Annotated in this window: 21 protein-coding genes, 1 tRNA gene and 2 pseudogenes; 18 read left to right on the top strand and 6 right to left on the bottom strand. The window is 67.2% G+C overall.

The window, feature by feature from the left end:
- The 3 genes from M3G03_RS03215 (at position 1) to M3G03_RS03205 (ending at position 2,852) form a co-directional block, all read left to right on the top strand.
- Positions 1 to 783: a class I SAM-dependent methyltransferase gene (locus M3G03_RS03215; protein ID WP_259808046.1), complete on the top strand. Its 783-nt coding sequence runs from the start codon at positions 1 to 3 to the stop codon at positions 781 to 783.
- A gap of 88 nt (positions 784 to 871) precedes the next feature.
- Positions 872 to 2,077 carry a Na+/H+ antiporter NhaA gene (gene nhaA / locus M3G03_RS03210; protein WP_259808045.1) on the top strand — a complete coding sequence of 402 codons (1,206 nt, stop codon included), beginning with the start codon at positions 872 to 874 and terminating at the stop codon, positions 2,075 to 2,077.
- A 124-nt stretch (positions 2,078 to 2,201) separates the two neighbouring features.
- A complete protein-coding gene (locus tag M3G03_RS03205) occupies positions 2,202 to 2,852 on the top strand; it encodes a phage holin family protein (protein WP_259808044.1) in 651 nt (216 codons plus the stop codon).
- A gap of 25 nt (positions 2,853 to 2,877) precedes the next feature.
- Here M3G03_RS03205 and M3G03_RS03200 read toward each other — a convergent pair whose 3' ends face one another.
- From M3G03_RS03200 to nth, 3 genes are read right to left on the bottom strand one after another with little or no spacing between them, the layout of a single operon-like run.
- Positions 2,878 to 3,531 (bottom strand): CoA pyrophosphatase, encoded by a 654-nt coding sequence (locus tag M3G03_RS03200; RefSeq protein WP_259808043.1) that lies wholly within the window; start codon positions 3,529 to 3,531, stop codon positions 2,878 to 2,880.
- Positions 3,528 to 4,130 carry a TlpA disulfide reductase family protein gene (locus M3G03_RS03195; protein WP_259808042.1) on the bottom strand — a complete coding sequence of 201 codons (603 nt, stop codon included), beginning with the start codon at positions 4,128 to 4,130 and terminating at the stop codon, positions 3,528 to 3,530. The genes M3G03_RS03200 and M3G03_RS03195 overlap by 4 nt, the downstream gene beginning before the upstream one ends.
- Positions 4,127 to 4,837 (bottom strand): endonuclease III, encoded by a 711-nt coding sequence (gene nth, locus M3G03_RS03190; RefSeq protein WP_259808039.1) that lies wholly within the window; start codon positions 4,835 to 4,837, stop codon positions 4,127 to 4,129. The genes M3G03_RS03195 and nth overlap by 4 nt, the downstream gene beginning before the upstream one ends.
- A 101-nt stretch (positions 4,838 to 4,938) precedes the next feature.
- On the opposite strand from nth, the gene M3G03_RS03185 reads away from it, so the two are divergent.
- Positions 4,939 to 5,691, top strand: coding sequence for a Crp/Fnr family transcriptional regulator (locus M3G03_RS03185; protein WP_259808037.1), 753 nt, complete (start codon positions 4,939 to 4,941; stop codon positions 5,689 to 5,691).
- Between the two features lie 92 nt (positions 5,692 to 5,783).
- Here M3G03_RS03185 and M3G03_RS03180 read toward each other — a convergent pair whose 3' ends face one another.
- A complete protein-coding gene (locus M3G03_RS03180; protein WP_259808035.1) occupies positions 5,784 to 5,954 on the bottom strand; it encodes a DUF4177 domain-containing protein in 171 nt (56 codons plus the stop codon).
- A 73-nt stretch (positions 5,955 to 6,027) separates the two neighbouring features.
- On the opposite strand from M3G03_RS03180, the gene M3G03_RS03175 reads away from it, so the two are divergent.
- The 13 genes and pseudogenes from M3G03_RS03175 (at position 6,028) to pknB (ending at position 19,893) form a co-directional block, all read left to right on the top strand.
- Positions 6,028 to 8,595 carry a penicillin-binding protein gene (locus M3G03_RS03175; RefSeq protein ID WP_259808033.1) on the top strand — a complete coding sequence of 856 codons (2,568 nt, stop codon included), beginning with the start codon at positions 6,028 to 6,030 and terminating at the stop codon, positions 8,593 to 8,595.
- The gene (locus tag M3G03_RS03170) at positions 8,592 to 9,506 is read left to right on the top strand and encodes a metallophosphoesterase (protein ID WP_259808031.1); all 915 of its coding nucleotides are present in this window, start codon (positions 8,592 to 8,594) and stop codon (positions 9,504 to 9,506) included. The genes M3G03_RS03175 and M3G03_RS03170 overlap by 4 nt, the downstream gene beginning before the upstream one ends.
- A 55-nt stretch (positions 9,507 to 9,561) precedes the next feature.
- Positions 9,562 to 9,635, top strand: a tRNA-Pro gene (locus tag M3G03_RS03165).
- 63 nt (positions 9,636 to 9,698) lie between these two features.
- Complete coding sequence (locus M3G03_RS03160; protein WP_259808029.1) at positions 9,699 to 11,036, top strand: TrkH family potassium uptake protein; 1,338 nt, start codon at positions 9,699 to 9,701, stop codon at positions 11,034 to 11,036.
- Complete coding sequence (locus M3G03_RS03155; protein WP_259808027.1) at positions 11,029 to 11,730, top strand: TrkA family potassium uptake protein; 702 nt, start codon at positions 11,029 to 11,031, stop codon at positions 11,728 to 11,730. Before M3G03_RS03160 ends, M3G03_RS03155 begins: the two co-directional genes overlap by 8 nt.
- A 70-nt stretch (positions 11,731 to 11,800) precedes the next feature.
- On the top strand, positions 11,801 to 12,235 hold the full coding sequence (locus M3G03_RS03150; RefSeq protein WP_259808025.1) for a globin: 435 nt from the start codon (positions 11,801 to 11,803) through the stop codon (positions 12,233 to 12,235).
- Between the two features lie 137 nt (positions 12,236 to 12,372).
- Positions 12,373 to 12,727 (top strand): annotated as a pseudogene (locus tag M3G03_RS12895) (DUF3662 domain-containing protein); the annotation flags it as partial.
- Between the two features lie 122 nt (positions 12,728 to 12,849).
- Positions 12,850 to 13,152 (top strand): annotated as a pseudogene (locus tag M3G03_RS12890) (FHA domain-containing protein); the annotation flags it as partial.
- Between the two features lie 2 nt (positions 13,153 to 13,154).
- On the top strand, positions 13,155 to 13,622 hold the full coding sequence (locus tag M3G03_RS03140) for an FHA domain-containing protein (protein WP_259808022.1): 468 nt from the start codon (positions 13,155 to 13,157) through the stop codon (positions 13,620 to 13,622).
- On the top strand, positions 13,619 to 15,058 hold the full coding sequence (locus tag M3G03_RS03135; RefSeq protein WP_259808020.1) for a PP2C family serine/threonine-protein phosphatase: 1,440 nt from the start codon (positions 13,619 to 13,621) through the stop codon (positions 15,056 to 15,058). Before M3G03_RS03140 ends, M3G03_RS03135 begins: the two co-directional genes overlap by 4 nt.
- Positions 15,058 to 16,485 (top strand): FtsW/RodA/SpoVE family cell cycle protein, encoded by a 1,428-nt coding sequence (locus M3G03_RS03130; RefSeq protein ID WP_259808019.1) that lies wholly within the window; start codon positions 15,058 to 15,060, stop codon positions 16,483 to 16,485. Before M3G03_RS03135 ends, M3G03_RS03130 begins: the two co-directional genes overlap by 1 nt.
- Complete coding sequence (locus M3G03_RS03125; protein WP_259808017.1) at positions 16,482 to 17,909, top strand: penicillin-binding protein 2; 1,428 nt, start codon at positions 16,482 to 16,484, stop codon at positions 17,907 to 17,909. Before M3G03_RS03130 ends, M3G03_RS03125 begins: the two co-directional genes overlap by 4 nt.
- A 46-nt stretch (positions 17,910 to 17,955) precedes the next feature.
- On the top strand, positions 17,956 to 19,893 hold the full coding sequence (gene pknB / locus M3G03_RS03120; RefSeq protein WP_259808015.1) for a Stk1 family PASTA domain-containing Ser/Thr kinase: 1,938 nt from the start codon (positions 17,956 to 17,958) through the stop codon (positions 19,891 to 19,893).
- A 25-nt stretch (positions 19,894 to 19,918) separates the two neighbouring features.
- Here the strand turns inward: pknB and M3G03_RS03115 are convergent, their stop codons facing one another.
- Complete coding sequence (locus M3G03_RS03115; protein WP_259808014.1) at positions 19,919 to 20,569, bottom strand: aminodeoxychorismate/anthranilate synthase component II; 651 nt, start codon at positions 20,567 to 20,569, stop codon at positions 19,919 to 19,921.
- Between the two features lie 18 nt (positions 20,570 to 20,587).
- The gene (locus M3G03_RS03110) at positions 20,588 to 21,376 is read right to left on the bottom strand and encodes a DUF881 domain-containing protein (protein ID WP_259808013.1); all 789 of its coding nucleotides are present in this window, start codon (positions 21,374 to 21,376) and stop codon (positions 20,588 to 20,590) included.
- A 79-nt stretch (positions 21,377 to 21,455) separates the two neighbouring features.
- On the opposite strand from M3G03_RS03110, the gene M3G03_RS03105 reads away from it, so the two are divergent.
- The gene (locus M3G03_RS03105) at positions 21,456 to 21,743 is read left to right on the top strand and encodes a cell division protein CrgA (protein ID WP_259808012.1); all 288 of its coding nucleotides are present in this window, start codon (positions 21,456 to 21,458) and stop codon (positions 21,741 to 21,743) included.
- The last annotated feature ends 22 nt before the right edge of the window (positions 21,744 to 21,765 follow it).

Here is a 21,765-nt window from a genome sequence, read left to right as displayed (position 1 = left end):
ATGTCACGCAGTACCACCGCAGCCGGGGCGCCCACCGGACCCCGACCGGGCTTCCGCCTGCCCGCAGCTGCCCTGGAGTGGTTGACCTGGACCCAACCGCTGCGCATCCTGAGCCTGTCCGGGGCTGCGCTACCGCGTCAGCTCGCGTCCGCCGGACATGAGGTGTTCGCGCTGGACAAGTCGCAGCATGTCACCGAATCCCTGCGTGGGGTCCCCGGAATCATTCCGGTGCGGGCCCAAGCTGAGCAGCTCCCCTTCGACCCCTGCCAGTTCGACGCCGTCATCTGCCACCAGGACCTCCATCGCTATGCCCCCGGGCTGGTGTTGTCCGAGATTGCGCGGGTGCTGTCCCCCGGGGGCCATTTCGGGGTGTCCTACCTCGTCCGCGACGATTCAGTGCCGTGGGTTCGGCGGCTGGTGGCCAGAGTCCAGCAGGTCGACCCGGACGCGATGCGTGGAGCCTTCGGCGCCGAGTCGGTGGCGGCGGTGCGAGAGTCGAAGTACTTTCCCGCCATCGACGAGAAGTCCTTCCGGCACTGGGTGCCGATCGATCGTGCGGGCCTGCTCGACATGGTGACCCGGCTCCCGGCTGCGCAGGGCATGGCTGATTCCGACCGCGAGCAGCTGGCCGCCGAGATCGGCGCCCTCCATGACGACGCCGCCCCGGCGGCGGGAAACCTGCGCCTTCCCTACCGTCTGGAGTGCTGGCGAGCCCATGTCGACCACCAGGAATTGACTGCCCCCATCGAGGTGGACGACGACGGCCTCGTGATCCGTCTGTGAGGACCCCAGCCCGGTCAGCTGTATTGTGGGCTGCGGTGCGTCGGGAAGTCTGGTCGACATCCTGTCCAGAAACCCCGAAAGTCCCGCGATGCCTGCGACCTCGACCCGCCCGCCCGTTTTCCCGCCGAGCCGTCCGGCCGACCGCCTCCACCTCTCCGGCATCTTCCGCAACCAGCTGACTGGCGGCGTTCTCATGCTGCTGGCCACGTTCTGCGCGCTCGCCTGGGCCAACCTCTTTCCCAGCGGCTACCAGGCCACCAGCCAGGCCGAGATCGCAGGCATGTCGGTGGCCCACTGGGCAGCCGATGGCGTCCTCACGATCTTCTTCTTCGTCGCGGGGATGGAACTCAAGCGCGAGTTCGTGGAGGGCGCACTGTCCCGGCCGATGGACGCGCTGGTTCCCATCGTCGCCGCGATCGCGGGCATGGCGGTCCCGGCGCTGATCTACGTGGGCACCAACCTGGCACTGCCGGAGGGCAACCTTGGAGGCTGGGCAGTGCCGATGGCCACCGACATCGCCTTCGCCCTCTCAGTCCTCGCCCTGGTGGGGCGCCACCTGCCCACCGGCCTCCGGGCAGCCCTGTTGACCCTGGCGGTGGTCGACGACCTGGGCGCGATCCTGGTCATCGCGATCTTCTTCGCCCACGGCTTCGCCCCGCTCTGGCTCGCCGGGGCCCTCGCGCTGCTGGTGCTGTGGTGGGGCCTGCAGAAGGCTGGCATCACCAACGGCTGGCTCTTCGTGCCGATCGCTGTCGCCGTGTGGTGGTGCACCCTGCAGAGTGGCGTCCACGCCACCATCGCCGGTGTGGCACTGGGCCTGCTGGTCAGGACCGAGGAGCACATCCTCCATGACAACCTCGACCGATGGATGCATCGACTCGAGCCCTGGTCAGCCGGCCTCGTCGTTCCGCTGTTTGCGCTCTTCGCCGCCGGGGTGCGAGTGGACGCCGACAGCCTGAGCTCGTTGTTCCGTGATCCGGTGCCGCTCGGCATCATGCTGGGGCTGGTGATCGGCAAGGCAGTCGGCATCTTCTGCGGCGCCCGGCTGACCGCACGGTTCACCCGCGCCTCTCTGCCCGACGGTGTGGGCTGGGGGGACATGCTCGGCATGGCGGTGGTGGCCGGCATCGGCTTCACCGTCTCCATGCTCATCTCCGAGCTCGCCTTTCCGGGCCGACCCGACCTCACTGAATCGGCCAAGACTGCCGTTCTGGTCGCGAGCGCCGCGGCTGCCCTGCTCGGCGGTGTGCTGCTGTGGCGCCAGGGACGCGCCCACGCCCGCGCTGGCCGATGAGCACGGCACCGAGGGGATCACCTCACAGTGGGGGGATTTTCCGCGCAGTCGGTGAATTCCCGCACAACGGCGAGGGTGGGCGATAGGCTGGCGTGTGGGACCAGTCCCGAGGGAAGGAATCATCGTGAGCCAGCAGCCCGGACCCACGTCTCATGGCGCCACCGCCGCAGGCGCCCATCGCTCTGAGGGTGAGCAGCCCCGCCATGCGGTGCAGACCGGACCCACGCTGAACGCCTCGCGGGTGGGCCAGATGGGCATCGGCGAGATCATCGCCAGCCTGAAGACCGACGGCACCCGCATGCTGGAGGACAATGTCGCGCTGGCCAAGGCCGAAATCCAGCCGATGGCCAAGCACGGCGGGATCGGTGCTGGCATGTTCGGTGGTGCCGGTTACCTGGGGGCCTGCGCTGCAGCCCTGCTCTTCATGGCCGGCGGCTTCGGCTTCGCCCAGCTGTGGGACTCGCTGGTCGAGGGCTTCGGGACGCTGACCTCACTGGCCCTCGGTTTCGTCACGATGGCGCTGGTCCTGCTCATCCTCGCGGGCGTCCTCGCGCTTCTGGGCAAGAAAGAGGTCAGCAAGGTGCACGCACCTGAGCAGACCATCGCCGAGGCCAAGGCGTCCATCGCCGCCCTCGGCGAATCGGTCAAGCGCGGCCAGCAGTCCGTGAAGGTCAATGCGCTCGACCGCGTCGGCCTGAAGCAGGACAAGAAGGCCGTGGCCGAGCACGAAAAGGCCGCCGACAAGGTCCGCGCGAACAACCCCAACCTCACCTGACCCCGGCCTCTCACGAGGCTCACCATCAACTGGGCCTGGGGCGTCCTTCGCGCATGAAGCGCTCCGGAACCCGGATCACCTTTCGTCGATCCCATTCACGGCTCCAGCCGCCCAGTTCGAGGATTCGATCGGTGAGGTGGGCGGTGAAGCCCCAGATCACCATGTCCTCCAGGACGAACGCCGGCCCCTCGCCCCTCGGGTGGGGGGCCGATGCGCGCACCTCGGCGCTGGCAAGCCGCTCCACCGGGTAGCACAAGATCTGCGCCACCTCGGCCGGGGAGGGCACCAGCTCCTGGCGACCATCCCAGGCACCCACCACCACGGTCGCATTGAAAGCCCGGATCAGCGGAGTCGCTGGAAGGCGTCCAAGGACGCTGACCCGACGGGGATCCAGGGCGATCTCCTCGCGAGCCTCACGGAGCGCGGCCTCCTCGGCGTCCCTGTCACTGGGGTCGATGCGTCCGCCGGGGAAGGAGATCTGCCCGGCGTGGGCGCGCAGGGTGGTCGCCCGCTCGGTGAACAACAGGCAGGGCTGCTCCTCATCGGTGATCAGGGCCAGGATCGCCGACTTGCGGGTCCGTGGCGGAAGCGGAAGCCTCACCGAGGCATCAGCGGCCGAGGGCTCACCGTACGGGGTCCCCACCGGCAGCAGCTGCTCGACCAGTCGCTGCAGGCTCACGACCCCACGCCCAGGTGCTTGCGCGCCAGGTCGGTGATCTCCCGGGGCGAGGTGAACTCGCCGGTGTGGGTGAAGACGACCGTGCCCGAACGATCCACGAACAAGGTGACCGGCAGCGCCCGTGGGATCGGCATGTTCTCCGCGAGCGTGCTCTCGGGATCGACCACATGCGGCCATGGCCAGCGCGCCTCCTGCGCGAAGGCGATGGCGATCTCCTGTTCCTCCTTGGTGTTCACCCCCAGGAAGGTGGTCTTGTCACCGATCTGCTTCCACGCGGACAGCAGGTGGGGCGCCTCGGCCCGGCAGGGCGCGCACCACTGCGCCCACAGGTTGATGATCATCGGCTTGTCGGTCTCGATCCCCGACAGGTGCACGACCGACCCCGAACCCAGGCACTCCAGGGTGAGGGCTGGCAGGCCGCGTGGCACGGCTGCCTTCTCCTGGCTTGGCGGGCAGTCGGGGATGCCTGCAGCCTTGCGGGACTTCACCAGGTCGGCGTTGGTGGTCGGCGCGGGGGCTGCGGGCGGTTCCTGCCCCCCACACCCGGCGGCGGTGGCCGCCAGCAGGAGCGAGACCATCGTTGCTGCGAGACGCTTCATCGGCGGACCTCTTTGACGAGCTTGGCCGCCACTTCGGGGTCTGTGGGCCCCTCACCGAAGGACGGGCACAACTCAGCGACCGGACAGGCGCCGCACGCTGGCTTGCGGGCATGGCAGCGGCGGCGTCCGTGCCAGATCAGGCGGTGACTGAGCTCCACCCACTCACGAGGGGGGAACAGGTCCGCCACGTCGCGTTCCACCCTGTCGGGCTTGGTGGACTGCGTCCACCCCAGTCGTCGCGAAACCCTCATGAAGTGGGTGTCGGGGGTCAGGCCAGGGACACCGAAGGCGTTGCCCAGCACCACATTCGCGGTCTTGCGACCCACGCCGGGGAGCTTGACCAGCTCCTCCAGGGTCTGGGGGACGCACCCGTCGTACTCGTCGACGAGCACCTGCCCGATCCCCTTGAGCGCCGTCGCCTTGTTGCGGAAGAACCCGGTCGGTCGCACCATCTCCTCCAGTTCGGGAAGGTCCGCCTCGGCATAGGCGACCGCGTCCGGGTAGCGACGGAAGAGGGCCGGCGTGACCAGGTTGACACCCCTGTCAGTCGACTGCGCCGACAACACTGTGGCAACCAAGAGTTCCAGGGGCGTGGTGAAGTCGAGTTCGCACTGCGCGTCCGGGTAGCACTCCGCCAGACGACGATCGACCTCCGCCGGTTGCGATGTCGCCCCGGACCCGGGTGATTGGTGCGAGGAGCTCACCATTCCGAGTCTAGTCAGCTCCGGGGACAGGGCACCCCCATCGGCTAACCTGTGACTCGCCGGCCCGCAATGACGCACAGGAGGTGGGACCCTTGGTTTCACGCGTGGACACCCAGATCCCCTTTCTGGCCAGCCTGAGCCCCGAATCTCGTGAAGTCGTGCTCGATCTGGCGACCCAGCTCAAGGTCCCGCGCGGAGAGCGCATGTTCTCGGTCGGCGACCCCGCCGAGCAGTGCTACCTGATCCTGCAGGGGAAGGTGAAGCTCGTCCGGTTGGCTCGCAACCAGCCCCAGGTGGTGCCCCACCCCCAGCGCAAGCCGACTCTGCCCCCGCGTCGGCGCCGGATTGATCCCCCGCCGGCCCGTGAATCGCTGCTGTGGTTGATGGGCCCCGGCGACATGTTCGGTGAGCTCTCGGTCTTCGACCAGGGGACGCGGTCGACTGCGGCGCGCACCGTCACTGAGTCGGTGCTGTTGCGCTTTGAGGCAGACGAGCTCGCGGCGATGGTGAACGACCGACCCGATGTCACCTCCGCCATGCTGGCCCAACTCGCAACGCGCCTGCGTCGACGCGACGACCAAGCCGCCGGGATGGTCCTCTCCGACGTCCCCGGCCGAGTCGCCTGGCTGATCCTGCACCTCCATGAACGCTTCGGTGTGCCCGGCGATCCGGCCACCGGAACCCCGCCCAGTGTGCGCCATGACCTCACCCAGTCCGAGATCGCCCAGATGGTGGGGGCTTCCCGCGAGACCGTCAACAAGGCGCTGACGGACTTCGAGAAGCGCGACATCATCGAGGTTCGCCCCAAGGAGTTCCGCCTCCTACAACCGCAGCGCCTGCTTGCCCGCACCGACTGACGTGGGCAGGGGTCGATCCCCGCACACAGCACGAGGGACGCCCAGCTCTGGGCGTCCCTCGTGTGTGTACGGAGTCTCTGTCCAGCGGTGGATCACTTGACGGGTGCGGCCTGGATGGGGCGCTTGAAGTAGCCGACCAGGTTCTCCGGGTTGGGCCCGGGAATGATCTGGACGAGTTCCCAGCCCTCGGCCCCGAAGTTGTTCAGGATCTGGGTGGAGACATGGGTCAGGATGGGCGCGGTGAAGTATTCCCACTTGGTCATGGGCCCAGCGTAGCGGTCCCCCTGGAGGGTTCGGATACCAGAAATGTTGGTGCAGTCCCGTAATCTGAACCGCATGAACCAGACGAAGGCCAACAGGGCGTACTCCCTGCTGATGTTCTTCGCGGTGAGTGCCTTGTGCGGCGTCCTCACCGCGGGGCTGGCGGTGCCCTTCGTGGCGATGCTGGGTGGGGTCTCGAAGGCGGGCGCGGACAGCCTCGACCAACTCCCCGCAGCGCTGGAGATCCCGCCGCAGCCCGAGCAGTCGAAAATCCTGATGGCCGATGGCTCAGTGCTGGGGACGTTCTACGACCAGAACCGTGTGTACGTGCCGCTGTCGAAGATCAGCAAGAACATGCAGGATGCGCAGGTCGCCATCGAGGACCACCGCTTCTTCGAGCATGGTGCCTTCGACCCCCTCGGCACCGCCCGAGCCTTCGTCCGCAACTCGGCAGGTTCGGCCACCCAGGGTGGCTCGACGCTGACCCAGCAGTACGTCAAGCAAGTGCTGGTCAACGAGGCCCAGCTGAACGATGACGAAGAGGGCATCGCCAAGGCGCAGGAACAGACGATCTCGCGCAAGGTTCGCGAGTTGCGCTACGCCATTGCCCTGGAGAAGCGTCTGGGCAAGGACGCCAAGAAGCAGATCCTCGAGCGCTACCTGAACATCGCCTACTACGGTGACGGCGCTTACGGCGTCGAGGCAGCAGCGCGCCACTTCTTCAACACCTCTGCGGCGAAGCTCACGATCGGGCAGTCGGCCATGCTGGCTGGTCTGGTGCAGAACCCGAACGCCACCAACCCACGGCTGAATCCGTCCGGTGCGCTGTCCCGACGCAATGTGGTGCTCAACCGCATGTTGGACCTGGAGATCATCACCCCCGAGCAGCACCGCCAGGCCCGTGCGGAGCAGTTCGACCCGAAGAAGATCCAGCCCCAGCCCAACGGGTGCATGTACTCCGAGTTCCCGATGATCTGCGACTACGTGCGTCGCACACTGGTGAGCGACAAGATGCCCAGCTTCGGCAAGACCCCCGAGGAGCGCTGGAACTTCCTCAAGCGCGGCGGCCTGACCATCCAGACGCTCATCGACCCGCGCACCCAGCGTGCCGCCGAGAAGGCCATCCACTCGGTCATCAAGCCGACCGACCCGGCGATCTCGACCTCGGTGATCATCCAGCCCAAGACCGGCCTGATCGTGGCCATGGCCCAATCGCGCAACAAGATGGGCGACAAGCCGGGGCAGACCTACCTCAACTACAACGTCGAACGAGAATTCGGGGATGCCAGCGGCTTCCAGGCCGGATCGACCTTCAAGGCCTTCGGCGTCGCCGCCGCCCTGGAGGCCGGCTTCACCCCGGACACCAGGATCCTCGCCAAGCGGGAGGCCGACTTCAAGGACACGGTGTGGAAGAACTGCGAGGGCACTTTCACCCTGACCAGTGAGTACACGGTGTCCAATTCGGTGTCCGGTTACGACGACGAGCGGATCACGATGATCCAGGCCGCCCAGGGCTCGGTGAACACCTACTTCGTTCCCCTGGCCCAGCAGGTCGGCAACTGCAAGGTCACCCGGATGGCGCAGCGTGCCGGAGCGAAGCTCGCCAACGGCAAGAACATGGACACCCAGGCGAGCTACCCCTCCTTCATCCTGGGTACTGCCGAGGTCACCCCGATGTCGATTGCCGAGGCCTACGCCACCTTCGCCAACCGCGGTGTCCACTGCAACCCGCTGATCCTCAAGTCGGTCCAGAACAAGGCCGGCAAGAAGTTCGCCATCCCGCCGAGCAAGTGCACCAAGGTGATGGAGCCCGATGTCGCTGACGGCGTCAACTACGTGCTCAAGCACGTCATGGAGCGCCCGGGCACCGGTGCGCGAGCGGCGATCGACGGCGGTTACCCCCAGGCCGGCAAGACGGGCACGACCGAGAGCAATGAGGCCGTCTGGTTCGCCGGCTACACCCCTGAGATGGCGGGGATCTCGATGATCTCGATCGAGAAGGGCACGGCCTACTGGAAGAAACGCAGGCAGAGCCTCAAGAACTGGATGACCCCCTCGGGAACGCTCTTGGAGGGATCGGGCTCTGGTGACGCCGGCAGGATCTACAAGCTCGCCATGGCCGAGGCACTGAAGGGCAAGCCGAAGACCGGATTCAAGCAGCCCAGCGCTCGCATTCTCGAGGGCAAGAAGGCCACGGTGCCCGATGTCTCCGGGATGGGCTATGACCAGGCCAAGAAGACCATCGAGGCTGCCGGGTTCAACACCGTGACCTGGCGGGTACCCTCGCGCTACTCCGTGGGCGCCTTCCTGGGCGCCTACCCGCGGGGTGAGCAGAAGCTCGGCACCACCATCTACCTGCAGGTCTCCAGCGGTTTGCCGCGCCCCGAACCGCAGCCGGACCCCAAGCCGGAACCCACCAGGCGCACACAACAGCCGACATCGCGACCGACGCCCGAATCGAAGCCAACCCCAACGGCGGCGCCCAAGCCAGCGCCCAAGCCGGCGCCGACCACGGCCGCACCGGCACCCAAGCCAGCGCCCAAGCCAGCGCCCAAGCCGGCGCCGACCACGGCCGCACCGGCACCCAAGCCGAACGAGCCCACGGTGGTACCCACCAAGCCCGGCAACGGGAAGAAGCCGTGAGCGCTGCCAGCCGACTCCTCGGCAGTGCCGCTGCCGTCGTGGGCAGCCTCGGCGTCGCGGGGCTGGCCTGGGGGCTGACCGAGGCCCACCTGTTCACCCTGCGCGAGGTCACCTGCCCGGTGCTCCCCGCTGGGCGGGAGCCGCTGCGCGTGCTGCACATCTCCGACCTGCACCTGCTCCCGCGCCAGCGGGACAAGGTCGCCTTCGTGCGTGAACTGGCTGAACTGGAGCCGGACTTGGTCATCAACACCGGGGACAACATGGCGTCACAGGCAGGGATGGGCACGGCGCTGGAGGCCCTCGACCCGCTGCTGGACATCCCCGGCGCCTTCGTCTGGGGGTCGAATGATTACAAGGCCCCCCAATTCAAGAACCCGTTCATGTACCTGCTGAACGGCCGCTCCCACCGCTCGGGGAGGCAGACCGACGACCTGCCCTGGCAGGAACTGGGCGCAGCCCTGCGCGAACGGGGCTGGGTCGACCTCACCCACCAGCGGCACCGTCTGGTCGTGAGGGGGATAACGATTGACCTGCGTGGCACCGACGACGGCCATCTCGATCGTGACGACTACCCACAGGTGGCCGGCCCGGTCGCCACTGATGCCGACCTCACCCTGGCGGTCACCCATGCCCCCTATCTCCGACTGCTGGACGCGATGACGGCCGATGGGGTCGACGTGATCTTCGCCGGCCACACCCATGGCGGCCAGGTCTGTTTGCCGACTGGTGCGCTGATCACCAACTGCGACCTCGACACTGATCGGGTGAAGGGGCTGTCCACCCACATCGCGGGAGGGCACACGTCCTGGCTGCATGTCTCGGCCGGTCTGGGAACCTCTCCCTTCGCCCCCTACCGCGTCTTCTGCCGCCCCGAGGCAACCCTGGTGACGCTGACCCCTCGAGCCGGCTGAGGGCTGGTTCGCGTCAGGCCTCACGGGTGCGATACACTCACTGACGGTCCAACTCCGGGGTGTGGCGCAGCTTGGTAGCGCGCGTCGTTCGGGACGACGAGGCCGCAGGTTCAAATCCTGTCACCCCGACTGACAGCCGGTTCCCCCCAGGAACCGGCTGTTTCCCTTCCAGGAGGCGCTAGCCTTGTGCGAGTGGCAGCCTCCAGCCCCACGCGGATTCCCCAGCCGGCCCGCGCGACCTTCGTCGGCTTCCTGACGGTCCTGGCCATGGGGACTGGTCTCTTGATGTTGCCCATCTCCACCCAGCACCCCGGTGGCATCCCCTTCTTCCCCGCCCTGTTCACCGCCACGTCCGCGCTCTGCGTGACGGGCCTGTCCACAGTGGACACCGCTACCTACTGGACGGGGTTCGGCAAGACGGTCATCATGTGCCTGATCCAGATCGGCGGTTTCGGCGTCATGTCGGCGGCCACTATCCTGGGCCTGACGGTGACCCGGAAACTGAGCCTGTCCTCGCGCCTCAACGCCACCTCCGAGACCAAGGGCGAGGGCGAGGTCAGGGATGTGGGCGCCCTGCTGCGACGAGTCCTCGGCACCGGGCTGCTCATCGAGTTCGTGGTCGCACTGATGCTGTTCGCGCGGTTCCTGTCGCTGGGCTACAGCCTCGAACGAGCCCTGTGGTACGCCGCCTTCCACGCCGTCTCCTGTTTCAACAACGCGGGCTTCGCGCTCTACAGCGACAACATGATCGGCTTCGCCAACGATCCCTTCGTGAGCCTTCCGATCTGCGTGGGCATCATTCTGGGTGGCCTCGGATTCCCGGTGCTCTGGCAGCTCCAACGCCACCTCCGGGCGCCTCTGAAGTGGACCATGAACACCCGGCTGGTACTCATCGGCACCCTGAGCCTGCTGGTGCTGTCGACGACCTACATCACGGTTTTGGAGTGGAACAATTCGCTGTCCCACCTCGACCCGGCCGGCCGTCTCCTGGCGGGCTTCTTCCAAGCCGTCCAGACCCGGACCGCCGGCTTCAACTCGGTCGACATCGGCGCCATGCACGGTGTCACCTGGCTGGGCATGGATGTCCTCATGTTCATTGGCGCCGGACCGGCAGGTACTGCCGGTGGCATCAAGATCACCACCTTCGGCGTTCTCTTCTTCATCATCCTCAGCGAGATCCGAGCGCAGGACGCAGTCAATGTCTTCGGCAAGCGGCTCTCACGTTCGGTGCACCGCCAGGCGATCACCGTGGCCCTCCTGGCCGTGGCACTCGTCGTCTCGGCCACCGCACTGCTGCTGGCACTCACCCCGTTCTCCCTCGATGAGGTGCTCTTCGAGGCCTGTTCGGCGTTCGGCACAGTGGGCCTGACAACGGGCATCACCCCCAAGCTCAACGACCCCGCCCAGCTGGTGCTGGTGGTCCTGATGTTCATCGGACGCCTGGGGCCCATCACTGTGGCCACGGCTCTCGCGGCCCCCCATCGTCAGAGGCTCTACGACCTCCCCACAGAAAGGCCGATCATTGGCTAGGTTGTCGCTCTTCGGGGGTACCGACCCCGCTGCTGTCTCCGGTGCCGTCGATTCTGTTGCGGTGCTGGGGCTGGGACGCTTCGGCGCCTCCGTGGCACTGGAACTCATGAAGTCCGGCGCCCAGGTGCTGGGCGTGGACAACAACGGCGAGTCGGTCCAGAAGCTCAACACGAAACTGACCCACGTCGTTCGTGGAGACACCACCGACGAGGAAGTGCTCAACGAGCTGGCAGTCGGCGAGTTCGACCGGGTGGTGGTGGCCATCGGGTCTGACATCGAGGCCAGCATCCTGACCGCGTCGCTGGTCGTCGGCATGGGTGTCCCCGACGTCTGGGCGAAGGCGGTCACCGACCCCCACGCCCGCATCTTGCGCCAACTCGGCGTCCAGCATGTCATCCAGCCGGAGAAGGACATGGGCCGACGCGTGGCCCACCTGGTCCGTGGCGCCCTGCTCGACTACGTCGAGCTCGGCACCGACTTCGCCCTGGTCCGCACCATCCCCACCGTCGAGCTCCAGGGCAAACGGCTGGGGCAGCTCAACCTGTGGGACCGGCACGAGGTGTCCGTGGTGGCGGTCAAGGAGCCCGGGCAGGGATGGCGTCCGGCAAACCCCGACACTGTGCTCGGCCCCAACGACATGATCCAGGTCGTCGGTAGCATCAACGCCGTGGAGCGCTTCGGCCGCCTGGCCTGAGGCCATGCCCGTCCTTTGGGGGCGTGCCCGTCCCTGAGGGCTTGTCGGCGACGCCTGCAACAATTGGTCCATGCAGAACTCGGCGAACCAGACCCCCTACGAGCGCATGGGCGGGGCGGAGACCTTCCGTACGATCGTCCACGTCTTCTACCAGGGAGTGGCCGCTGACCCGCTGCTGAAGGCGATGTACCCGGAGGAGGACCTCGGCCCTGCCGAGGAGCGCCTGCGCATGTTCCTGGAGCAGTACTGGGGCGGGCCGACCACCTTCTCCGAGCGCCGCGGCCACCCCCGCCTGCGCATGCGCCACATGCCCTTCCAGATCTCCCCCGAGGCTCGTGACCGCTGGCTCCACCACATGATGGCCGGCGTCGATGCCGCCAACCTGGAGCCCGAGCTGGACGCTGCCATGCGCGACTACCTGCAGCGCGCCGCCTACTCACTGGTCAACACCGAACCAGCGATCCCCTTCGGCGCCCCCATCCCACCCACACCACCGGACGCCTGATCCCCCCGCAGGCCCCATCTGGTGGGAATCGGTCCCACCGGGGTCTGCCGCTAGGCTGGGTGGGGGGCTCTCGTCGCTAGCATGGACGGGACGCCCGATCCACGGGTCGAGTCGTCGCCAGCGGAAAGGAGCCACCCATGGGCCTGTTCGACAGGGTCGAGAAGTCCATCGAGGGTGCCGTCAACGGCGTCTTCGCGCGCGCCTTCAAGGGCGACGTGCAGCCGGTGGAGATCGCTGCCCGCCTGCAGCGCGAGCTGGACGCGGAGGCCAAGCTGCTCAGTCGCGACAAGCGCCTCGTCCCGAACAGCTTCGTGGTCGGGCTCTCCCCTCGCGACTACGAGCGACTGGTGCCCTACGCCCGGACGCTGAACGCGGAGATCGTGCCCGAGCTTCGCGACCATGCCTCCGAGAGGCGCTACGTCTTCAACGGGCCCATCGTCATCGACTACGAACGTGACGACACCCTGCCCACGGGCCGCTTCACGGTCACCAGTTCTGCCGCCGCCACCGTCGAGGCTCGACAGCCCCAACCCCCGCGCGCCCATGCGCCCGAGGGGCAGCGCCCCTACCAGCAGCAGAGCCCGTACCAGAACCCGGTCGGCCTGCAGCCTCAGCGCCGTTCCCCGCTGGTGCTGGAGGTCAACGGTGTCCGCCACCCGCTGACCCCACCAGGGCTGCTGATCGGGCGGGGTTCCGAGGCCGACCTGCGCATCAACGATCCGGGCGTGAGCCGCAAGCACGCGATGATCCACGTCCAGGGGCAGGGTCCCCACATGGTCATCCACATCGAGGACCTGGGCAGCACGAATGGCATCACCGTCAATGGGACCAAGTGTCGTGAAGCAACCCTGGGCGATGGTTCTCGCCTGGAGATCGGCACCACCCGGATGCTGATCCACTCCCCGGCGGGGGCTTGATTTTGAGTGAAGTCATCGTCGGCGCCCTGAAGATCGCCTTCTTGGCGGTCATGTGGGCATTCATCATCTTCGTGGCCAATGTGATCCGCACCGACATGTTCGGCCGCTCGATCACCGCGACCGGTGAGCTCGCCCTGGTGAACCCCGGCAAGCCACGCCGACGCCCCTCACGGAAGGCACCCAACTCACTGGTCGTGATTGAAGGTCGACAAGCGGGTCTGACCATTCCGCTGGCAGGGGTGGTCGGGATCGGACGGGCCGCGGACTCGGCCCTCAACATCGACGATGACTATGCCTCCACCCGGCATGCCCAGCTCACCCAGGACGATCAAGGGCAGTGGCGCATTGAGGACCTGCGATCCACCAACGGAACCAGCCTGAACACCGTGCGCATCACCGCCCCCACCCCCGTCCGCGCCGGAGACCTCATTCGCATCGGACGCACCGTGATGAGGTTGGAGAAACAATGACCTTCAGCCTCGACTTCCGCACCCATTCTGAGATCGGGCCGCTGCGCAAGAACAACCAGGACTCCGGCTTCGCCTCCCCCAACATGCTCGTCGTCGCCGACGGCATGGGTGGGGCGGCGGCGGGCGACCTGGCCAGCACTGTGGCGATCACCACCATCGACAGGATCGACCAGCGCCTGCAGGGCGAGGAGATGCTCACGGTCCTGGGGGACGCGGTCATCCACGCCAACGACAGGCTCGCTGACCTGGTGGCCGCCGACCACTCCCTGGACGGCATGGGAACCACCGTCACCGGAGCGATGTTCTCCGGGGAACAGCTTGGTCTCGTCCACATCGGTGACTCCCGGGCCTACCTCCTGCGCAACGGCCACCTCGAACGACTGACCACCGACCACTCCTGGGTGATGTCCCTGGTGGCCGAGGGCAAGATCTCCGAGGCCGAAGCAGAGACCCACCCTCACCGCAACCTGCTGCTGAAGGTCCTCAACGGCCAGCCCACCCACCGTCCCGATACCCTGCTGGTTGATCTGCAGGAGGGTGACCGGCTGCTGTTCTGCAGCGATGGCCTCTGTGGCTTCGCCAACGACCAGCAGATCCTGGACCACCTGCAGGGCACCGACCTCGACCGCGCCATGGACGGTCTCATCCAGCAGGCCTATCACGGTGGCGGTGCCGACAACATCACCATCATCCTGGCCGATGTCCTGCCCCAGTCGGACGAGCTGGATGCTCGCCCCGCCGAGGTGATCGGCGCCGCCGTGGACACCACCGTCCCCGAGATCGACCCGACGAGCACGAGCGCCGCCATCGTCGCTGAGGAGGACGACGAGGAGCAGACCGCTGACGTTGTCATCGATCCCGAACGCGTTGAATCACTCCGCTATGCGCCCACCCTCGTCAAGCCCCGACGCTGGCTTGGACCGGTCCTCAGCAGCATCCTGGTGGTGGTCGTGTTGGCCGGCCTGGGCTTCGGGGGGGTCGCCTACGCGAAGAGCCAGTACTACGTCGGCTCCTCTCCTGAGGAGAAGGTGACGATCTACAACGGCATCCCCGGCCAGCTGCTGGGGGTGAAATTCCAGCGGGTGGCCGAGACCTCTGAGGTCACGGTCGATGACCTGCCCACCTTCTACCAGAACCGTGTGGCCGCCACGATCCAGGCCGACGACCTGCCTGCTGCGCGACGCACGGTCGCCGAGCTTCGCTCGCTGGCCAATGCCTGCCGCGCCAAGCGCGCCCAGCGCAACACCCCGCCACAGGAGGGCCCCTCGTCCTCTCCGTCGAGCGGCCCCTCCTCCTCGGTGAGCCCCTCCTCCATGAGCCCCTCGGCATCCACCAGTCCTGAGGGCATCCCCGCGCCGGAATCGGCGTTGTCCCAGCCGCAGACCACTGCCTCCTCCCCTCCCGGCAGCACCCCCACCTCGGCGGAGGATTGCTGATGTCCGGGCTGGAGGTTGCTGGGCCCCCCGTCGCCCTCGTCGAGGGCGCCACCATGGTGACCTACCGGCGCCGCAGGAATGTCGAGTTGGCGCTCGTCCTGCTGGCGTCCACCTTCGGCTTGGGCGGGTGGCTGCTCACCGGCCTCAACATGACAGGCGAGGTGCCCTCCAACTGGCCCTGGGTGTGCGGGCTGTGGCTGGGCATGGCCCTGGCCTGCCACCTGCTGATCCGCTGGCGCGCGGCCTACGCCGACCCGATCATCCTTCCCTGCGTCATCGCGCTCAATGGCCTGGGCCTGGCGATGATCCACCGCATTGACCTGATCCCCAGCCCTCCGCGCAATGATGCCTGGACGCAGTTCCTGTGGACTGGTCTGGGCATGGTCCTGTTCGCGATGGTGCTGGTTTTCATCCGGGACGTGCGGGTCTTTGACCGTTTCCCCTACCTGATGTTCCTGGGCGGCCTTGTCCTGTTGCTGCTGCCGATGGTGCCGGGCCTGGGACGCGAGGTGCTGGGTGCCCGCATCTGGATTCGCATCGGTCCCTACTCCTTCCAGCCCTCCGAGGTCGCCAAGATCCTGCTGGCAATCGCCTTCAGCGCCTACCTGGTGCAGACGCGTGAAGTACTGGCGCTCTCCGGAGCCAAGGTCGGCCCGCTCCACCTCCCGCGACTTCGTGACCTTGGCCCGATCGCGATCATGTGGGCGGCGGCGATGTCCGTCATGGTCTTCCAGACCGACCTCGGGACCGCGCTGCTCTTCTTCGGCCTCTTCGTGGTGATGCTCTACGTCGCCACCGGACGCATCGGATGGGTCGTGGTGGGAGGTCTCATGTTCGCGGCCGGCGGCCTGCTCGCCTGGCGCCTTTTCGACCATGTCAAGATCCGCGTCAATGCCTGGCTGCACCCTTTCGACGACTACGACCGCAACCTGCAGGTCATTCAGGCCCAGTACGGGTTCGCCTACGGCGGGCTGACCGGACGCGGCTGGGGCCTGGGGCGTCCCGGCCTCACCACCTTCGCCAAGAGTGACTTCATCGCCGCTGCGATCGGTGAGGAACTCGGCGCCGCGGGCCTGATGGCAGTCATCATGCTGTATGCCATCATCGTTGCCCGAGCCCTGCGTGCGGCCCTGGCTGCCCACGACGAGTTCACCAAGCTACTGGCCACCGGGTTGGGTTTCGTCTTCGCTCTCCAGGTCTTCGCGATCATCGGGGGCGTCACCCGCCTCCTGCCGCTCACCGGTCTCACCACCCCCTTCATGTCTCAGGGTGGCTCCTCCCTGGTCGCGAACTGGGCCATCGTCGGGCTGCTGATCGTGATCAGCCATTCGGCCCGCAAGCCGGTCACCCTTGTCCAGCACGAGCCCGTGATGGCCACCGATGCTGACGCTGTGACCCAAGTGTTCTCGAAGGGGGCAACAGCATGAATCGCCCGATCCGACGCGTCGCCATGCTCGCCGCGCTGATGATGGCCGCCCTGCTGCTCAACGTCTCCTGGCTGGAGGTGGGGCGCGCCACCCCGCTGAACAATGACCCGCGCAACCGGCGGGTCGCCGACGCAGAGTTCGCACGCAACCGCGGCGCGATCCTCGTCGGCACCGACGCCGTCGCCCTGTCCAAGCCCAGCAGCGGACGCTTCAAGTACACCCGCCACTACTCCCAGCCCCAGCTCTACGCCACGGCCACCGGTTACTACTCCTATGACTTTGGCAAGGCTGGGATCGAGCTCAACCACAACAAGCGCCTGGCCGGCACCAGCGCTGACCAGGCGCTGGCACGCACCATCGACGCCCTGACAGGCAAGGCCCCGGCGGGCAGCTCGGTGCAGACGACGCTGAATGCGAAGGCCCAGCGAGCAGCCTGGGATGCGATGGCAGGACGAAAGGGTGCGGTCGTCGCCCTGGACACTCACACCGGTGCTGTCCTGACCTATCTGAGCCTGCCCACCTATGACCCGAATGAGCTGGCCACCACCGACCTGAAGCAGGCCCAGAAGAACTGGAGTGCCCTGCTTGCAGACAAGAACAAGCCCCTGCTCAACCGCGCGAGCAAGGAGGTCTACCCGCCGGGGTCGACCTTCAAGCTGGTCACCGCCGCCGCAGCCCTCGAGAACGGGTTCAGCACCGAGACCCTGTTCGATGCCCCGAAACACCTGAAACTCCCCCAGACCAACACCTGGCTGGGCAACGAGACCGACTGCGGTGGGGACAGGATCACCATCGAACAGGCACTCACGGTGTCCTGCAACACCGCCTTCGCCAACATCGGCATGAAGGTGGGCGCTGAGAAGCTGAAGGAGCAGGCCGAGAAGTTCGGCTTCAATCAGAACTTCGAGACCGACGTGCCGCTGGTCTCCTCCCGTTTCCCGCAGGACCTCAACCCTCCCCAGACCGCACAGAGTTCCATCGGCCAGTTCGAGGTCGCCGCCACCCCGCTCCAGATGGCCATGGTGGCAGCTGCGATCGCCAACGATGGTCAGGTGATGCAGCCCTTCATCGTGAAGGAGGTGCGCGGCGCCGACCTGCGCGTCCAGTCGACCCACCGGCCGCAGAAGCTGAACCGGGCGATGGGCAAGGACAATGCGCGTGCCCTGCAGGAGATGATGGTCAGGACCGTCGAGGAGGGAACGGGCACCGCCGCCCGGGTCCCCGATGTGCGGGTGGGTGGGAAGACCGGTACCGCGCAGTCGGATCCGAATCGTCCGCCCTATGCCTGGTTCGTCGCCTTCAGCGAGAATCCCGATGTGGCCGTGGCCGTCTTCATCGAGGAGTCGGGCGTCGAACGCAATGACATCGCCGGTGGTCGCCTGGCCGGCCCCGTTGCCAAGGCAGTGATCGAGGCCCTGCGATGAGTGCCCCGACGCTGCGAGGAAGAGCCCCGAGGAAAGGACGTGACCGATGACCACGGAACCCACCGTGCTCGGTGATCGTTATCGTCTCGACGAGATCATCGGGCGAGGCGGCATGGCTGAGGTCTGGCGTGCCCGTGACACGAGGTTGCATCGCGACGTGGCGATCAAGCGACTTCGGGTCGACCTCGCCACCGACCCCACCTTCCAGGCCCGCTTCCGGAGGGAGGCGCAATCCGCCGCCGGCCTGAACCACCCCAACATTGTCTCGGTCTACGACACCGGTGAGGCCGAGGACCCCCACGCCCACATCCAGGTCCCCTACATCGTCATGGAGCTCGTGGAGGGGCACACCCTCAAGGACATCCTGCGCGATGGCCGCAAGATCCTCCCCGAACGTGCCCTCGAGTTCGTCCAGGGCACCCTGGACGCCCTGGGCTACAGCCACCGCGCCGGCATCATCCACCGCGACATCAAGCCCGCCAACGTGATGCTGACCACCGATGGCGTGGTGAAGGTGATGGACTTCGGCATCGCCCGAGCTGTCGCGGACACCTCGGCCACCATGACCCAGACCGCGGCGGTCATCGGCACCGCGCAGTACCTCTCCCCGGAGCAGGCTCGCGGGGAGACCGTCGACAACCGCTCCGACATCTACTCGGCCGGCTGCCTGCTCTACGAGCTACTCGCCGGTCGCCCGCCCTTCATCGGTGACTCCCCCGTGTCGGTGGCCTACCAGCATGTCCGTGAGGCTCCGGTGCCGCCGAGCGACCTCGATCCCGAGATCAGTCCCCGCATGGACGCCATCACCTTGAAGGCGCTGGCCAAGGATCCTGCGGATCGCTACGAGGACGCCGAGGAGATGCGCGATGACATCGCCCGGCTGCTCGCCGGTGAGGAGATCACCGCCGCGCTCCCCCAGGAACCGGTGCCCTTTGACACCACTCCCCCGACCGCTGTTTCCCAGCTGACCCCACCGCGGCCGGTCATCCCGGTCACCACGATCGCCGAGGATGACGAGGAGGAGGAACGCCGCGGCGTCCTGCCCTGGGTGATCGGTGCACTGGCCCTCGCCCTGGTCGCGGCCCTGGCGCTCGGCCTGTGGCAGGTCCTCCGCCCCGGAGGAGGGCCCGAGGTCGCCATGGTCACAGTCCCCCGGGTGAAGGGGCTCTCGGAGGAGGCGGCGCGTTCGACGATCGTCAACTACAAGCTCAAGGTCGGCACGGTCACCTATGTGAACAGGGACGCCGACACCAAGGGGCAGGTGCTGAGCCAGACCCCTGAGGGGCAGACGACCGCCGTCGAGGGCACCAGTGTCAACATCGTGGTGAACCAGGGCCCGAAGATGGCCAAGATCCCGGGTGGGCTGGTCGGCAAACCCTTCGCCCAGGTGAGCGCTGCGCTGAAGAAGGCCGGTTTCACGGTCCGGCAACAGGCCGATGACCCGGCCACCGAGGACATGAAATTCGACAAGGGCGATGTCAGCAAGCTCAATCCTGCCGAAGGCGCCGAGGTGCCGGCCGGGCAGGCCGTTGAGGTGACGGTGGCAACAGGCACATCGCTGGTCCCCGACTTCACCGGCAAGACGAAGGAGGCGGCCGAATCGGCGGCCGCTGAAAAGGGATTCAGGATTGCGGTCACCACGGTGACAACCTCCGAACACACCGCCGGGCAGGTCTTCGAACAAACCCCGAAGTCTGGGGAGGCGCTCGACCGCACGACGCAGATCACGGTGAAGATCGCGGCGGCTCCCACGACCGAGGCGTCGACGCCCCAGACAACTCCCTCCACCGAGCCGCCCACCCAGGAACCCCCGTCGACGCTGCCCCGAACCACGTCCGTGCCTACCACGACTGCCCCCAGCCCGACGCGGACGACCCAGCCGCCGTCATCCCCGGCGACGTCCACGCCGACGACCACTCCAACGCCGACCACCCCCTCGCCGTCGGGGGACCCCAGCCTTCCCTCCGAGTCGGCCTCGGCCTGACCTCGGAGGCCCTGGGACAGCTGGTTCAGCGCAGGCTGACCAGCGGCGACATCCCCGCGGCTCGCGCCGGCGCCTCGGCGTCCCCACATTCGGCGAGCCAGTTCGCCAGCAGCTGGTAGCCGCCCTCGGTGAGTACCGATTCCGGGTGGAACTGCACCGATTCGACGGGTAGGTCACGGTGGCGGATCCCCATGATCACTCCCGACGCCGTACGCGCCGTCACGACGAGTTCCTCCGGCAGGGTCTGTGGCACGATCGCCAACGAGTGGTACCGCGTCGCGATCATGGGGTTCGGGAGCCCCGCGAACACGCCAGTGCCCTCATGGAAGACCTCGGAGGTCTTGCCGTGGAGCAGTTCAGGGGCGCGTCCCACCACTGCCCCGCCCGCCACCGCCATCGACTGCAGGCCCAGGCAGACCCCGAAGATGGGCAGCTTCCCCCCCAGGTGACGGACGATGTCGATGCAGGCGCCAGCCTCCTCCGGGGTGCCCGGGCCGGGCGAGAGCAGCACGCCGGAGAAACCCTGCGAGAGCAGTTCCTGGTCGGCGTCCCCCTCGAGATTGCCCAGACGCGGATCGTCATTGCGCCAGACCTCGACCTCGGCGCCGAGCTGGGCCAGGTAGTGGACGAGGTTGTAGACGAAGGAGTCGTAGTTGTCGATGACCAGGATCCGCACCCGGACAGTCTGCCACCCTCAGGGGACGGGCTGGGCATATTTCAGGGCCACCCCACCGGTGTGGGCCGGCATCTGGACCTCCCCGAGGCGCTCCACCTTCCAGCCCAGCTGGTAGGCCTGCGCGTACTGCTTGTAGATCGTCACCTGCGGGTTGTTGTCCAGGGCAGCGAGCAGGGCATCCACGTCACCGATCGCCTCGATCACGTACGGGGGCGCGTAGGGGATGCCGTGCAGCACCACGGAATTGCCCACGCACTTGATCCCGGTGGTGGAGATCACGCGCTGCCCCTGAACCGTCATTGCCTCGGCACCGGCCGACCAGAATGTGTTCACCACCATCTGGATGTCCTGCTGGTGGACGATCAGCAGGTCCTCGTCGACCCCCTCCGGCTTCACTTTAGCCGGGGCATCGTTTAGCACCACGCGCAACGCTGGCCCCGTGACCGGGCGGGCACCCGCCTGCTGGGCGGCGCGTTCCAGGGCAGCAGCCTGCCGCGGGTCCCGGACTCGGCTTTTCTGCAGTTGGTCCAGTTCCTGGCGTTGGGACGCCATCTGCTCGGCGAGCTGCTTGTTCTCCCCTGCCCTCGCGGCGACCAGGGCAGAGAGGTCCTGGTTGCGTCCGGCGCGGAGGTCACCACCATTGGCGGCCAGCGCGCCGACGGTCATCATCAGCGCGGCCAGGGTGATGGCCACGAAGGTGGCGGCGCGTGCACGACGGCTGCGCGGCTGTTTCTGCCCGCGTCCGGTGACCAGTTTCCAGAGCCGACGCAGGCGCGCGGGGGCCGCTGCCGTGCGGTCCTGCTCCATGCCCATCTCCTGCCATTCGGTGGCATCGCTCTGGTCGACTAGGCTACCTCTGGTACAGGGCCCCAACAGAAGGACGAGCATGCCTGAGTCGAAGGTGTCGAAGTCGGCTGCCGAGAAGCGCAAGGCCAAGCAGAAGGCTGAGCTTGCGGAGAAGCGCAGCGAGAAGCAGCGCGCCGCTGCTTACACCTCGCGTCGCTGGGTGCCCCCGACCTTCATCACCACCGGCATCCTCGGTGGCCTGTGGCTGGTCACCTACTACATTGCGGGTAACCGCATCCCCTTCATGCGCGACCTGGGCGACTGGAATGTCCTCATCGGCATGGGCCTGATGGCCGCGGCGTTCGCGATCTCCACTCTCTGGAAGTAGTCCCCGCCCACGCCCCAGGGCA

This window comes from Aestuariimicrobium sp. p3-SID1156 (assembly GCF_025144225.1).
GTDB lineage: Bacteria > Actinomycetota > Actinomycetes > Propionibacteriales > Propionibacteriaceae > Aestuariimicrobium.
This window is presented reverse-complemented; position numbering and strand designations above follow the sequence as displayed.